Consider the following 14861-nt stretch of genomic DNA (forward strand, 5'->3'; position numbering starts at 1 on the left):
AGCGACGCAACCGGCATGCTTCTTCACGTTCACAATCACGCGCAAAAAACTCCCGGCAGGACCGCTTACAAGATGATGCCGAGCGGTGAGACCGTTACCTTCTCGCAGCTTGAAAGCCGCTCCAATCAGGGCGCGCACCTCCTGCGAAAATGCGGCCTGCGCCGGGGTGACGTCATTGCCATCCTCCTCGAAAACCATCCGAGCTATTTCGAGATCGCGCTCAGTGCAGAACGGTCGGGCCTTTATTTTACGGGGATTTCAACCCACCTGTCGGCAAAAGAGGCCGGATATATCGTTGGCGATTCCGATGCCAGGATCCTCTTTGCCTGCAACAGGACGCTCCCTGCAGCGCTTGAGATTGCAGCGATGTGTCCCGGGCTGATCGTGTTTGCCGTCGATGGTTCTGCCAAGGGCGCGCGTGACTATGTCGCCGAAAGGGACAAACAGCCAGGAACGCCGATTGCGGACGAGAGCATGGGCGCGCCCATGCTTTATTCTTCCGGAACTACCGGGCGCCCGAAAGGGGTAAAGTTCGCGCTCCCGGATATCGCCATCACCGAACTGGATGCGTTGACAGACCTGGGTATTAACCGCTTCGGTTTCGAACCTGGAATGGTTTATCTCTCCCCGGCGCCACTTTACCACGCCGCCCCGCTTCGCTGGAGCCTCAGCGCGATCAAGCTCGGCGGGACCGTCATCGTGATGGAGAAATTCGACGCCGCGTACGCACTCGAACTGATTGAGCGTGAACAGGTCACGCATTCACAGTGGGTACCCACGCATTTCATCCGGATGCTGAAAATGCCCGAGAACGACAGATCACACTACGATCTGTCCTCCCACCGGATTGCAATCCATGCTGCTGCGCCCTGCCCCGTAGCGATCAAGGAGCAGATGATCGCATGGTGGGGGCCGATTATTCATGAGTATTACGCCGGAACCGAATTCAACGGACTGACGGCCATCACGCCGGAAGAGTGGCTCACGCACAAGGGGTCGGTTGGCCAGGCTAAATTCGGGACGGTTCACATCCTGTCGGAAGACGGTGACGCGCTTCCGGCGCGCCAGGAAGGGCTTATCTGGTTTGAGGGCGGCAGTCAGTTCCAGTACCATAAGGACGATGCCAAAACCGCGAGCTCCTACAATGAGAAAGGATGGAGCACGCTCGGGGACATCGGCTGGCTTGACGAGGAGGGCTACCTGTATCTGACCGACCGGAAAAGCTTCATGATCATTTCGGGGGGCGTGAACATCTATCCTCAGGAAATCGAGGACGTGATCGTTACACATCCTCGCGTCGCGGATGTTGCCGTGATCGGTGCCCCGGACGCCGATCTCGGTGAGCGTCTGGTGGCCGTTGTGCAACCCCTCGACATGGCTGATGCCGGTGAGGAACTTGCTGCAGACATCAAGGCGCACGTCCTCGCCCACCTTGGCCGGATAAAGCTTCCCCGCCAGATCGACTTCATGGAGGAACTGCCCCGTCTGCCGACCGGCAAGCTCTACAAGCGGCTGTTGCGCGACGCGTACTGGAAAGAGGCAAAGCGCATCTAGCCGGTGATGCGCCAGCCCCCGGCGCTTACGTCACGATCGAGACCTTGCCAAAGCGCTCGGGCGCTTCGAGCCGGTCGTAGCCCTGTGAAATATGATCGAGATCAAACCGGCTGTCGATGACCGGCTTCAGACCGGTATTGGCTACCAGCGAAAGCAAGCGGCGCGCCTCATCGAAATTGCCCCCGGTGGAGCCATAGAGCTCAAGCTGGCGTATGAACATCCGCTGAAGCTCCACCGGCGGATTTCCGCCTGTCGTCGCCCCGCAGGTAATGATGCAGCCGCCGCGCCGCAGGGACCGCAGCGATTCTCCCCAGCTGGCCTCCCCCACACTGTCGATCACCATATCCACCCCATAGCCATCCGTCAGCTCCATTACGCGCTGGCTCACAGGCTCAGTCCTGTAGTTGACCCCGGCATCTGCCCCGATCGCCTCGGCCTGACGAAGCTTCTCCGCACTTGAGGATGTCACCAGAACGCGTGCGCCGATATGTTTTGCCAGCTGGATACAGGCAGCTGACACACCTCCCCCGGCACCCACGATGAGCACGCTGTCGCCTGGCTTCAGCGCCCGCTTTCCGAAGAGCATGCGATACGCCGTGGTGTAGGCCGCCGGCAGGACGCCCGCATCTTCGAAACTGATCTCGTCCGGCAAGGGAAGAAAACAGCGCGCGGGCATCGCGATATACTCGGCGAAGCTGCCATTGCGATGCTCGCCGGCGATCTTGACGTCCAGGCACAGCGGCTGTTCGCCCGCAAGGCAGTAACGGCATTTCTGGCAGAAACTGGAAGCGAACAGCATCACCCGCTGTCCGGGTTTCAGGCCACTCCCCGGTTCGCTCTCAAGAATTTCTCCCACGCCGTCGACGCCCAGAATGATCGGCAGTTCATGCGTAATCCCGCGGCCGTTGTCGCGCATATAGGCGTCGACACGATTGAGCGAGCTGGCACGGACTTTCATGATCGCCTCCCCCGGCTTCCTTTCAGGATCCGGGACCGTCATGATTTTGAGACCCGCAGCCCCGCGCGCTTCCAGAACCGCAGCTTTCATCCTTGTTCGTCCTTGTTCTGACTTATTGTGACCGGCTAAAAAAAAAGGCGCCGGAGCAGGCGATGTGTCTGCCCCGGCGCCATTTATTCGCTCTGTGACCGCAGCCGCCTTACTGCGGATGATAGGTCAGACGCAGCATGACCTGCCGGCCACGATTGACCGTCCCGGCTATATCGGAAAGTGCCAGGTCGCTGCCAGTCACCGGCACCTGGTAGGTACTCGCCACCCAGTATTCGTCCGCGAGGTTGCGGCCGATAAGGGCCAGCTCCCAGACCTTATCCTTGTCTGCAATGGCAATGCCGGCATCCACTGAGATATAGCTATCCTGACCGGAATTCGGGATCACATCAGAGTTGCCTTCATATGCGCCGCTATACTGGACCCCGGCATTGATACGGTAGTCGAGCGCTGTGGTAAGTGAGCCTTCATAGGCGCCTGCCAGTGTTGCGCTCCATTCCGGAGCGCGCGGGAGACGCTCGCCCGAAACGTCATTGGTATCGGTTGCAATATCGCAGCCCAATGCAGCAGTCTGGCCGTTGTAGCAGGCTGGCGCATACTCATCGAAAGTTGCGTTATTGTACGCCACCGCGCCGTTCAATGAGAAGCCTTCGAACGCCGGCGGCCGATAGTCGAAGTCGAATTCGACCCCTTCGCTCGTGGCCGCACCCACATTGCTTATGATGTTGGCAACAAGCACGGAGTCGAAGCTGCTGAGCTGCAGGTCAGTGTATTCGAATTGGTAAGCAGCCGCAGATACGCGCAGGCTCTGGTCAAGGAGATAGGCTTTTGCACCGATCTCGAACCCCTCAGCCTGCTCTTCCCTGAACGAATTGTCGATAACAGTGCCAGCGGCCAGCGCACCTGGAATGGCGACGTGCTCGGTCTGGAACCCGCCGGATTTATAGGCTTGCTTGTAAGCGACGTAAACATTCGCGTTCGGCGTCAGAGCGTAAGATAAAGTTGCTTCTGGAGACCAGTTCTCAAAGTTCAGCTCCTCGGGGTAAAGCCCGTCAAACTGGCCCGATCCGATCTGCTGCTGCTTTGTTTCGTCCGTATAGCGAACACCGCCCGTTAGCGTCAGCTTGTCAGTAATGTCAAAGCCGAGCTGTGCGAAGGGCGAAATCGTGTCGCCCGTTATACGGAAGTCCGCTTTCGGAAGAAGGGCACCGATAATCGTTGACTGGTCTTCGACATATTGGTCGTCCTGCAGGAAGACGCCCAGCATCCAGTTGAACCGGTCGCTGGCATTGTTCGAGAGGCGGAATTCCTGCGAATAGGTCGTCTTCTCGATGCTGGTCGCGAACCCTACGAAGGGAATCGCACCATTCGAAACGTGATCCGACGCGTCCAGATTGACGTTATAGAACCCCGTGATCGAGTTAAATTCCAGATCCGGGGAAAGCTGATAATCCGCGTCGGCCACGAGCACATGCTGCTTCGTACGCGTATAGGGTTGGTTGTCCGTCGGGAACCGGCTGTCAAACGCAGCCCAGGCAGCGGGCATGCCTCCATTGGTGGACACATTGTTGGTCTTGCAATCCTGCCCGGCATACCCGAACGGCCCCTGCGCAACCCCATTGGGACAGAATATGCGCTGCGACTGAAGGTAGTTCCCGTTCGTTTCCGTGTCGGAATAACCACCGATCAGCTTCAGCAGGAAGTCGGTGCTGGGCTCGATATAGAGGCTGCCTTTCGCAAGGAACTCTTCGGCCCCGGGGCCCTTCCGATCCGGGGTCAGGACGGTACCGGGAACGGTGGCCGGATCAGGCAGTTGATTGGTCAGCCAGCCTTCGCTGTCGGAGTAACGCACAGCAAGACGGCCCCGCACCCCCTCAGAAAGGGGGCCTGACACATAAGCTTCACCCGCGTACTGCTCAGCTTCGAACTCATACTCACCCCGCAGGCGGTAATCGAGATAGTCCGTAGGCGCCGCCGATGTGAGCGACACAATACCGGCTGTGGCATTCTTGCCGAAGAACAAGGCCTGCGGCCCCTTCAGGACTTCAACCTGGCCGAGATCGAACTGGCCGAGCTTGATTATGCCAGCGTAGGAAACCGGCACGCCGTCCACATTGACTGTAACAGCCTGATCTACAGACGCCGTCGACGTGGCACTCGAAATACCACGCATGGTAAGATTGCCACCATACCCAATGGTGTTTTCAGAGATCCGGAGCTCAGGAATCGCTGTTGAGATTTCCGTGAGGTTCGAGAGGCCGCGCTGTTCCAGCTCGATCGCCGGAAGCGCCGAAATCGCAACCGGAACGTCGATCTCACGCTCATCCCGCTTACGTGCTGTTACATAGACGACATTGAGCTTCTTGATATCGTCTTCGGGCTGATCGACTTGCGCATTGGTCTCGGCGCCATCTTCGACCTCCTGCCCGACCGCAACGAAACCGGACATCAGAACACCCAGGGCCAGCACCGACACGGCCGACCTCTGGATCGAAATTCTTTTGATTTTCCTCATCTTTTGCCTTCCTCCCAAGAAGATCAAATTTTACTTTTTTATGATGCTCAATCTCATACTTGGGAGGACTTTGGCCGACAATAGTTCGCCTGTATAAAACGATTGTTTTTTTCTTACACTGTGGGAGGATCGCGCTCACCCCCTCCGTCGCGCGCCAGCTCAAATTGCGCGTCCGGCGAGATGCGCCTTTCAGCGTACTCCGGAGGCTGGGTCCCAGGCCCAGTATTTCGAGACGGCACCGGCGTCGACCCGCAGATCCGTACCCGTAATCATGGCCGCATCGTCCGACGCGAGGAATACAGCCGCCTTGCCGTAGTCACTCGGTTTTGGCAGCTTTTGCATGGGGACATGATCGGAAAACTTCGCCATCAGCACCCTGAGGTTCGGATCCTCCGATACGTTCCGCCCCCAACGCCGCGCCCGCTCGAACGATTCACCCGGGTCTGTGGCTGTCGGCGTCAGCGAATTGACGCGTATGCCTTTGCTGGCGAGCTCCATCGCAACCGAGTTGGTGAAGTTTATCAGGCCCATTTTGGATGTGGAGTAGGCGACATTGCCTGGCTGGCCCTGATGTCCCGCCGTGGAAATGATATTGATTATACACCCCGGCCTGGCAGCCCCTATCATCGCCTGCGCAACGCGCCGGGTGAACAGGAAGGCGCCATCAAGGATTACGCCCGTCTGCGCCTGCCACTCGGCATAGCTCATGTCGAGAATACCCTTCTGATTAAAGAAGGCGGCATTGTTCACCAGAATATCGACACTGCCGAACTGCTTCACAGCATCGTCGACCGACCGCGCAACCTGCGCCTCATCGGTGACATCACACTTGATGGCCAAAGCCCTGCCGCCCTTGGCGTTGATATAGTTGGCGCAGTCATTGGCATTGTCCGCATTCGCATCAACGGCAACGATACTGGCACCTGCAGCCCAGAGTTCCTCGGCAATTCCGCCGCCTATATTGGGGCTGACCCCGGTGATCAATGCAACCTTGCCCGACAGCTTCATGCCACTCCCTCAAAAGTCTGGCGAATGCGTGTCGGCCCCGACCCAGCGTCCACATGTTACCGCCGGGGTTGGCCGAGCACCTGCGCGCCTGTTTTTATTTTCGCCCAATTTAATACATTCATTTTTATTGGGGTCAATGCGGCCGCGTACCCCTCTCAGGGCATCCTAACCCTCCGGGTGATCATTTCCGCCAGCCCGCCGAAAAGCAAAAAGTGGCGCCCGCCGGTAACAATTTCTGTTTGAACAGAGCGGGCGCCAGGTATCGGCCCGGATTGCCGGGAGGCAGCGATCCGGGCTCACGGACATCAAAAAAAACCGCCGCGCACGAAACTCCGTGCACCCCTCAGATGCTTAGCGCTAAACAAAATCAGAACAGCGCAAGCACCGCAAACAGCTTCCAGAAGGCGATACGCGGGCAACCCGGCACCGCCGATCTCCGTAGAGGAAGAGCGTAGAACGATCCCCTTCATCTGGCTACACACACGGAAAGACGCGATCGCACACTATCCCATATGATGGGAAATCATCTCTGGCCCACCTCGCTCGAGGGATATGTCGCGGCGAGTGCGAGCAAGGGCGCCAGCTTGCGCGCCTGTCCTTTGCGAATGCCGGAAAATGAGATCGGGGTGGACAGCCATTCAAACATCCCCACCCGACGCAGGCCAAACAGTAATACAAATGTTTTGATTTTCTGCAGTTTGCGTTCTAGGCAAAAGAATAGACTCCGCGATCGAAATGACGGAGCAAATTGGAGGGGAAGCACCGTGACGTTCTTGAGAGACCCATCTCTTCCCGGGATCACGCATCAGCGCGTCATGTCCCTGAGGAAGACGGCGAGCTATGCCTGGACGGAAAAGGACGAAATGCTTTATGCGCTCGGTATCGGCCTGGGACACGCGCCGCTCAACCGGCATGAACTTGCCTTCGTCTATGAAGCCGGCCTCAAAGCCTTCCCAACCTTTCCCGTCCTGGTCGGTTTCCATGGCAGCGCAATGGACGATGTCGGCATCGATTACAGATATGTCCTCCACGGCGAGCAGGCTGTTAGCCTGCATCGTCCCTTTCCCCCGGAGGGTCGCGCGTCAACTGTGAGCCGCATGATCGGGGCCTGGGACAAGGGGGCCGGGAAAGGCGCGGTATTCTCCCAGGAAACCGTGATGACCCTTGAGGGAGAAACCGCCCCGCTTGCAACGATCCGGATGACGAGCTTTGCGCGCGCCGAGGGCGGATTTGACGGACCTCGCGAAGGCCAGCCCAGGCCCCACGCGGTACCGGAGCGGGCACCGGACCGGACAGTCCGCATCACAACGACGCCGAACCAGGCACTGCTTTACCGGCTGTCCGGGGATCTCAATCCGCTGCACGCTGATCCGGACACTGCCAAAGCTGCAGGCTTTTCCCGTCCGATCCTCCACGGCCTGTGCAGCTACGCGATCTGCTGCCGCGCCGTTCTTGCCGAGTATTGCGACTTCGATCCCGCGCGGATCCTGCATCACGAGGTGCGATTTTCTTCGCCTGTCTATCCGGGCGAGACACTCGCCATCGATCTCTGGAAGGACGGCAACACCGTATCCTTCGAAGCGCGGATCGAAGAGCGGGATGTCACCGTTATCCGGAACGGAAAAACCCTGCTGAGCCGCTGATTTTCCGACCTGCCGATCTTCAGCCTCGCCCAAGAAAACATCCTGAAAACAAGTTCACTGGAAACGACTTCATGCAACGTCTGATCAAACCTGCAAAAACCTATTCTGAGATTTACGACACCTTTCGCTGGGATCTGCCACAGCGCTGCAACATAGCGCATCAGATCTGTGACAGGCATGCAGATGACCCTCAAAAGGTCGCGCTGATCCATCATCTGGGCTCGGGAATCCGTACGTATACCTTCCGCGAAGTCCAGAAGCGCGCCAACCAGTTTGCCAACGTCCTCAAAGGGCTGGGGCTAAACGAGGGCGAGCGCGTCATGGTCCTGCTGCCACAGCATCCGGTGACGGCAATCTCCCATGTCGCCTGCTGGAAGGCGGGCATGATCTCGGTGCCGACCTCAATCCTCTTCGGGGTCGATGGCCTCGAATACCGGCTCAACAATGCCGAGATCGGCGCCGTCGTGACCGATCAGGCCAATCTCGCCAAAGTCCTGGAGGCGAAGGCGCTCGCGCCCAGCCTGAAACATGTCTTCGTCATTGATGGGACGCCGGAAGGCGGCGCCCTCCCCTTCCACGAGACCCTCGACACGGCATCTGACCAATTCACTACACTGATGGTCTCCCCCGACACCCCCGCCCTTATCAACTACACATCAGGCACGACGGGCTGGCCCAAGGGTACGCTCCACGGCCACCGCGTCCTCTTCGGCCACCTTCCGGGAGCAGAAGTCCTGTTTGACCTCTACCCCCAGCCCGGCGACAAGATGTGGTCACCCGCCGACTGGGCGTGGATGGGCGGTCTTGGCAATACGTTGCTGTGTGGGTGGAACTACGGAACCCCAATCCTCGTCTTCCCAATGGCGGGCTTTGATCCGGAACTGACCATGCAGATGATGGGCCGTCACGAGATCAGGAACGCCTTCCTGACTCCGACCATGATGAAGCTCCTCAAGCCTCATTCACGGCTGATCAAAAAGGAGAATGTCCGTCTTCGAAGCATCATCAGCGGGAGCGAAGCGGTCGGCAAGGACCTGCTTGCCGCGATGCTGGAGATGTTTGAGGCGACCATCAATGAAGGCTTTGGTCAGACCGAGGCAAACATGACCCTGGGCAATTGCAGCGGACTCAACCATTACCGGATCGGTTCGCTGGGCACGCCCCTGCCGGGCCACACGGCCGCCATTGTTGACGACGATGGTAACGCGTTGCCGGTCGGAACTGTCGGAAATCTCGCCTTCAAAAGACCCGACCCGGTGATGATGCTCGAGTACTGGCGGGCCCCGGAGGCGACGGCGAAAAAGTTCGCCGGCGACTGGATGATCACGGGCGACCTCGCCCGCGCGGATGAGGAGGGTTTTTACTGGTTCCATGGCCGCGCAGACGACGTCATCACAAGCTCTGGCTACAGGATCGGACCGACGGAAATCGAGGACGCCATCATTCGCCATCCCGCCGTCAGCATGGCAGCGGTTATTGGTGTGCCACATCCTGAGCGCACAGAAATCATCCGTGCCTATGTCTCGCTCCTGCCGGGCCACACTCCCAGCGACACGCTGGCCGAGGAGATCCGGCAATCGGTCCGGGACCGCCTGGCAAAGCATGAATACCCGCGGGAAATCAGGTTCGTTGACACGTTCCCGATGACAACAACCGGAAAGATCCTGCGGCGCGAACTCCGGGACCAGGCACGCCTCGAACAGGAAGCGCAGTGAAACACTTTGATTGGCGACGGCCACCAGAGCAATTGACGTCTACCGGGCGGGAAAGTGCATAAGCGGCGGGGCTGACAGCGGGGCGACCATGCAGACGGCGCGTCTTCGGCGCGCTGCGCGTCACAGCGTTACCTTACTGCAGAACGAAAACGGTTGTCGCTCAGACAGGAAACTCGGTCTGGCCCGTCAGGGTTGTCCAGCAAGCCTCTGCGGGCGGCCTGAGCCGCTCTGACCTGCGCCGAACAACCATGCGTGTCACAATCCCTCCCCCCTCAAATGGTATCGAACGGCTGGTTTCACACGGCTCCGGATCCGCGTGAAACCAGCCGAGCGAAACAGCAGGGACCCGGAAGCGGCGAGCAAGGCGCAGCGTCGACCGGGCGTTCGACTCTGGCAGTTTGAACTGTTTCGCACCCCACGTATCGAGAAAGCGGGCTATGCCTTCCGAAAGGGCAACGCCGTGAACGCGGCTTATAGAGGCTACCGAACAGCCCTCCAGATCGGGCTTTTGCACGACGGTCTTGCCAAACAGCCAACTTGAACTGGGGACTTCAAGCTCAAGCTCCCTGCTCTCGATAACTTCGCCGATGAGGCCCGCCGCCGCTGTCGGGGTGATCGCCGAATCGAACCATCTTTCTTCTGGCTCAAACACGAAGGCGAGATCAATCTCCTCAAAAGCGAGCGCGCGATAAAGCCGGTCGTGGCTCATTTCCACAACAGCAACGCCTTCTGCACCAAAGCGCATGATGAGATCATCCGTTATCTGAACACGCGCTGAAATATCCGATGAATAGTAGGGGACGCCGATCCGGACTGCATTCTTGCGTATGTCCCTGATTTTCTGATGCATCCATTCAGTTTCCAGGACCATCCTGCGAGCATGGGCAAGAAACGAACGCCCTTCCGGCGACAGTTCGACATGCCGTTTGGTTCTGTTCAGGAGCGCGAACCCAAGCTGACGCTCCAGCTCCCTGATTTTCGCCGACAGGGCCGGTTGCGACATGTTCAGCTCTGAGGCCGCCCTTGTGAATGACCGGGCTTCCGCAACAGCGAGGAAAGCCCGAAGCGGCACGGCATGCAGGTCCACACTATTCTCCTTTCAAGCAGTCGCAGACTTATAACCAGATCCTTTTACTGAGCAAAAGAAATCAAATTCGACGATCATTATTCATATTGCTAGGAACACTGCAGGAAACGATTTTAAATGAGGACTCAGCGATGTGGTCATTTCAGACTGACCCGGATTTTCAGACCGAGATTGATTGGATTTCCAGATTTGTCCGAGAGGAGGTCGAGCCGCTTGACGATGTTCTGGGCAGTCAGTGGAATATCCACGATCCGCTCTTCCAGAAGCTGGTTCGTCCGCTGCAGGAAGAAGTCAAGAAGCGCAGGCTCTGGGCCTGTCACCTCGGACCCGAGCTCGGAGGCCCTGGCTACGGCCAGCTGAAGCTTGCGCTGATGAATGAGCAGTTCGGTCGCTCTCGGTTTGGACCGATCGTCTTTGGCGCACAGGCGCCCGACACAGGCAATTCCGAAATTCTTGCTCATTACGGCACTGCCGAACAGAAGGAACGGTACCTGAAGCCGCTGCTCAATAACGACATCGTCTCCTGTTTCTCGCTGACCGAACCGCAGGGCGGCTCTGACCCCACCATGGTAACCACATCTGCTGTTGAGGACGGAGATAGCTGGATCATCAGCGGCGAGAAATGGTTCGCGTCGAATGCACGCTTTGCGGCGTTCTACATCATTGCCGCAGTGACCGAGCCAGACGAAGAAAACCCCTACAGGCGGATGTCTATGTTCATCGTCCCGGCCGAAACGCCGGGTATCGAAATCATTCGCGATTACACCTTCCACGGCGAGCCGGAAGGCACCCACGGTCACGTAAGATGGAACCAGGTCCGGGTCCCAAAGGAAAACATGCTGGGTGGACGCGGAGACGCATTCGTCGTGGCCCAGGTCCGGCTCGGCGGCGGCCGGATGCACCACGCCATGCGGACCATCGCGGAAGCCTCAAAGTGCTACGACATGATGTGCGAGCGCGTGAAGTCGCGCGAAACCAAGGGCGAACCGCTCTGGAAGAAGCAGATGGTTCAGGAAAAGATCGCCGACAGCTGGATTGAGCTGCGACAGTTCCGCCTCCTTGTCCTGGAGACGGCCTGGCTCGCTGACCAGGGACGTGACTGGAAAGCGATCCGGCAGAACGTATCGGCAGTAAAGGCAATTATGCCGAAGATCCTCCATGACATCTCTGCGCGTGCTCTGCACCTCCATGGCGCCCTCGGCCTGTCGACCCAGATGCCGTTCACGGCTGCCCTGGTGAACAGCTACCATGTCGGCCTCGCCGACGGTCCAACCGAGGTTCACAAACTCGTTGTCGCGCGCGAAGCACTGAAGGGCGTAGAGCCCGCAAGATCACCTTTCCCGGAATACATCGCCTACAAACGGAAGGAACGATCGGCACAGAAGTTCGGCCTCTCCGGAGAATGAGCAGACAAGATCGACCCGGCCTCACCGTGACAGCTTATCTGTGATCTGTCCCGGCGGTTCTGAACAAAGGCTATGATCATGGGACAGTCCCCGGTACCGGGCATCGACACCGCCAGGATAGAGGCGTGGATGGATACGAAAGGGCTTGGCGAGGGGCCGATCAGTTCCGTCAGTCAGCTTTCCGGCGGTACACAGAACATTATCGTCCGGTTCGTCCGGGGAGGACTGACCTTTGTCCTGAGGCGGCCAAGCCTGACGCCCCGCGCCGGGGCCAATGAGGTGATGGCGCGTGAAGCGCGCGTGCTCGCCGCGCTAGCTGACACGAACGTGCCGCATCCTCACCTTGTTGCTGTCTGCGAAGATCGGGGCGTCCTTGGGGCAACATTTTATCTGATGGAGGACGTCAATGGCTTCAATGCCGTCACGGGGCTGCCGGAACTGCACAGGTCGCGAAAGGATATTCGCCATGGCATGGGCCTGTCGATGATGGATGCGGCTGCCGGGCTCGGCCGGCTGGACCATGTCGCGCTAGGCCTCGCGGATTTCGGTAAGCCAGAAACCTTCCTGGCCCGGCAGGCAGCACGCTGGATGTCCCAGCTTAACAGCTATTCGAGCCATGAAGGGTGGCCCGGCCCGGCAGAACTTGGAAATATTCAGGCACTTGCTGATTATCTGAGCGCCAATGTTCCACCAGACTTCAGGCCCGGCATCATGCACGGCGATTTCGTGATCGGGAATGTGATGTTTCGAAATGACGGACCGGAGCTTGCTGCTGTCATCGACTGGGAACTTTGCACGATCGGCGATCCTCTGCTGGATCTTGCCTGGGTAATTGCAACATGGCGTGACCCGGCCTGGCGCAACCTGCCCGTCTTGCTTGTGGAGCCATGGGAAGGCTTCCCAGCTATCGATGAAATGATCCAGCATTATGCTGATCGATCAGATCGAGACCTTTCCTGCCTCGACTGGTACATCGTGCTCGCATGCTTCAAGCTGGCGATTATACTTGAGGGCTCTTATGCACGCGCCTGCAGCGGTACAGCGCCGAAGGCGACGGGCGAGATGCTGCATGAGACATCTGTCAACCTGATAGAGCGGGCGCATTCCTGGCTGCAACGTCCGGCATGGCATTAGGGCGATGCAATTTGAGCGGGTCGCTCTGATTACAGAGGCGAAACTGATCCTGAAAGAAAGGAACACTCACTGTGAAGCAACTTGAAACGAAGGTCGCCATCGTAACTGGCGCCGGAAGTGGCATGGGAGCGGCGACCGCCATCCTGTTCGCACAGAACGGCGCAACGGTCGCACTGCTGGACCGGGACAAGAACGGTCTCGACGCTACGCTCGGCGCGATAAAGGAAAAAGGCGGCCGCGCGAAAGCCTGGGTGATTGATCTTGCCATGACCGACACAATCCCTGCCGTCATCGAGGACGTCGGCGCACAACTTGGCAGTATTGATATCGTCGTAAACAATGCAGGAATCGCAGGATTTCTGGCCATCGATGACCCGGACTATGACGCGCACTGGGACCGGATGATCCTCATCAACCTGACTGCGCAGCAAAAGGTCATTCGCAGCGCCCTTCCCTGGCTTCGCAGGAGCGATTCGCCCCGGATCGTGAATATTGCATCTACCGAGGCGCTCGGCGCGACCCCGCTCGATAGCGCCTATGTTGCGAGCAAGGCTGGTGTTGCAGGGCTGACACGCGCGCTGGCGGTGGATCTCGGACCTGAAGGCATTCTCGTCAACTGCATCTGCCCCGGCCCGATCGACACAGCCATGACATCTTTCGTACCGTCCGATCACAAATTGATTTTCGCAAAACGCCACACAGCCCTGAAGCGGTATGGCGGACCGGAGGAAGTCGCGCAGATGACGCTGGCGATGAGTCTTCCTACACAAACCTATTTGACCGGCACAGTCGTGCCCGTTGATGGCGGCCTCATGGCGCGGAACGCCTGAAAGCGACGCCTGGAACGAAGTCGAGGCTTTGGTACAAGGTTCGTGAAGTATTCACTAAGGACTGCAGGCCAGATATCGACACGGATCCATTTGGTACCCCCGGAGATTTCAACGCAGGCAGGACCGTCATCATCGAGCGCATCATGAATTTCAGTTCCGGAAAGCTCCGGCTATGCGCGCCTCAGGCAAACCAGACAGCAGAAAAGGAAAAACAGAATGGTTCAGGATACGGACTTTACCGGCAAGACGGTTCTGGTCGTCGGCGGATCGAGCGGGATCGGGAATGGAATTGCCCACGGATTCCGGCATCGCGGCGCCGACGTGCACGTCTGGGGCACCCGGGCAAGCGCGGCAGACTACGACCCCGCCGAGGGCAGCGACCTTACCGGCCTCACTTATACGCAAGTCGATGTCGGCAACCCTGACGCCATCGAAACAGCCAGGGCAACCTTCGACAGGCTCGACGTGCTCGTGCACAGCCAGGGCATCGTGGCTTATAAGCGCGCCGAATTCGAACAGCCAGGCTGGGACAAGGTGATGAGTGTCAACCTCGACAGCCTGATGCACATCTCCCGCAAGTTTCACGCCATGCTAAGCGAAACCCGGGGCTCGATCATAATTGTCAGCTCTATCTCCGGCCTCAGCGCCAATGTCGGCAATCCGGCTTATGCGGCCTCAAAGGCCGCCGCGATCAGCCTGACCAAGACCCTCGGTCAGGCCTGGGCAAGGGATGGCATTCGCGTCAACGGCATCGCCCCGGGACTGGTCGATACCAAGCTCACCAAAGTGACGACGGAAAACCCCGAGCGCCTGAAAGGTACGCTGCAATCGATCCCGGTGCGGCGGGCGGGTTTACCGGAAGACATGGCCGGTGCGGCGATCTTCCTCGCCTCACCGCTGGCATCCTATGTCTGCGGGCACACATTGATCGTGGACGGCGGGCTGTCGCTCTAGGGACCGGGG

Annotated in this window: 11 protein-coding genes; 7 read left to right on the top strand and 4 right to left on the bottom strand. The window is 58.7% G+C overall.

Annotated features, from left to right (window positions below; translation table 11 throughout):
* Positions 1-15: 15 nt before the first annotated feature.
* Positions 16-1554 carry an acyl-CoA synthetase gene (locus tag HPO_RS04650; RefSeq protein ID WP_035595134.1) on the top strand — a complete coding sequence of 513 codons (1539 nt, stop codon included), beginning with the start codon at positions 16-18 and terminating at the stop codon, positions 1552-1554.
* 25 nt (positions 1555-1579) lie between these two features.
* On the opposite strand, the gene HPO_RS04655 is transcribed toward HPO_RS04650, so the two are convergent.
* The 3 genes from HPO_RS04655 to HPO_RS04665 form a co-directional block, all read right to left on the bottom strand.
* Positions 1580-2602, bottom strand: coding sequence for a zinc-binding dehydrogenase (locus HPO_RS04655; RefSeq protein WP_035595137.1), 1023 nt, complete (start codon positions 2600-2602; stop codon positions 1580-1582).
* A 109-nt stretch (positions 2603-2711) separates the two neighbouring features.
* The gene (locus HPO_RS04660; protein WP_035595140.1) at positions 2712-5075 is read right to left on the bottom strand and encodes a TonB-dependent receptor; all 2364 of its coding nucleotides are present in this window, start codon (positions 5073-5075) and stop codon (positions 2712-2714) included.
* Positions 5076-5264: 189 nt separating this feature from the next.
* The gene (locus HPO_RS04665) at positions 5265-6083 is read right to left on the bottom strand and encodes an SDR family NAD(P)-dependent oxidoreductase (protein WP_035595143.1); all 819 of its coding nucleotides are present in this window, start codon (positions 6081-6083) and stop codon (positions 5265-5267) included.
* Positions 6084-6898: 815 nt separating this feature from the next.
* On the opposite strand from HPO_RS04665, the gene HPO_RS04670 reads away from it, so the two are divergent.
* Both HPO_RS04670 and HPO_RS04675 read left to right on the top strand, forming a co-directional pair.
* A complete protein-coding gene (locus tag HPO_RS04670; protein WP_035595146.1) occupies positions 6899-7726 on the top strand; it encodes a MaoC/PaaZ C-terminal domain-containing protein in 828 nt (275 codons plus the stop codon).
* 71 nt (positions 7727-7797) lie between these two features.
* Positions 7798-9441 carry an AMP-binding protein gene (locus HPO_RS04675; protein WP_051612285.1) on the top strand — a complete coding sequence of 548 codons (1644 nt, stop codon included), beginning with the start codon at positions 7798-7800 and terminating at the stop codon, positions 9439-9441.
* A 160-nt stretch (positions 9442-9601) separates the two neighbouring features.
* On the opposite strand, the gene HPO_RS21080 is transcribed toward HPO_RS04675, so the two are convergent.
* On the bottom strand, positions 9602-10528 hold the full coding sequence (locus tag HPO_RS21080; protein WP_051612286.1) for a LysR family transcriptional regulator: 927 nt from the start codon (positions 10526-10528) through the stop codon (positions 9602-9604).
* A 131-nt stretch (positions 10529-10659) separates the two neighbouring features.
* On the opposite strand from HPO_RS21080, the gene HPO_RS04685 reads away from it, so the two are divergent.
* From HPO_RS04685 to HPO_RS04700, 4 genes are all read left to right on the top strand, one after another.
* On the top strand, positions 10660-11934 hold the full coding sequence (locus HPO_RS04685; protein ID WP_035595149.1) for an acyl-CoA dehydrogenase family protein: 1275 nt from the start codon (positions 10660-10662) through the stop codon (positions 11932-11934).
* A gap of 78 nt (positions 11935-12012) precedes the next feature.
* The gene (locus HPO_RS04690; RefSeq protein ID WP_157532671.1) at positions 12013-13068 is read left to right on the top strand and encodes a phosphotransferase family protein; all 1056 of its coding nucleotides are present in this window, start codon (positions 12013-12015) and stop codon (positions 13066-13068) included.
* Between the two features lie 71 nt (positions 13069-13139).
* Positions 13140-13898 (top strand): SDR family NAD(P)-dependent oxidoreductase, encoded by a 759-nt coding sequence (locus HPO_RS04695; protein WP_035595152.1) that lies wholly within the window; start codon positions 13140-13142, stop codon positions 13896-13898.
* A gap of 216 nt (positions 13899-14114) precedes the next feature.
* Entirely contained in the window at positions 14115-14852 is a 738-nt protein-coding gene (locus HPO_RS04700) for an SDR family NAD(P)-dependent oxidoreductase (protein ID WP_035595156.1), read from the top strand.
* Positions 14853-14861 lie beyond the last annotated feature (9 nt).

The organism is Hyphomonas polymorpha PS728 (genome assembly GCF_000685315.1).
Lineage (GTDB): Bacteria > Pseudomonadota > Alphaproteobacteria > Caulobacterales > Hyphomonadaceae > Hyphomonas > Hyphomonas polymorpha.